Source organism: Limimaricola sp. G21655-S1 (assembly GCF_027213785.1).
GTDB lineage: Bacteria > Pseudomonadota > Alphaproteobacteria > Rhodobacterales > Rhodobacteraceae > Limimaricola.
This window is the reverse complement of the sequence record NZ_JAPWGO010000395.1, coordinates 1-250: the sequence shown is the minus strand read 5'-3', so window position 1 is coordinate 250 and position 250 is coordinate 1. Positions and strand designations below refer to the sequence as shown.

1 protein-coding gene is annotated in these 250 nt (G+C 58.4%); it reads left to right on the top strand.

The window, feature by feature from the left end; all coding sequences use genetic code 11:
* Positions 1-16 precede the first annotated feature (16 nt).
* On the top strand, positions 17-250 hold a 234-nt coding region (locus O4G76_RS21210; RefSeq protein WP_269399069.1), incomplete at its 3' end, for a GTPase.

Here is a 250-nt window from a genome sequence, read left to right as displayed (position 1 = left end):
ATTTCGAGGAATCACCATGAGTCTGAAATGCGGTATTGTCGGCCTGCCCAACGTAGGCAAATCCACCCTGTTTAACGCGCTGACCAAAGCCGGTATCGAAGCGGCCAACTACCCGTTCTGCACTATCGAGCCGAACGTGGGCATCGTGGAAGTGCCGGACCCGCGCCTGCAGCAGTTGGCCGCCATCATCAACCCGCAGAAAATCCAGCCTGCCATCGTCGAGTTTGTCGACATCGCCGGCCTGGTAGCG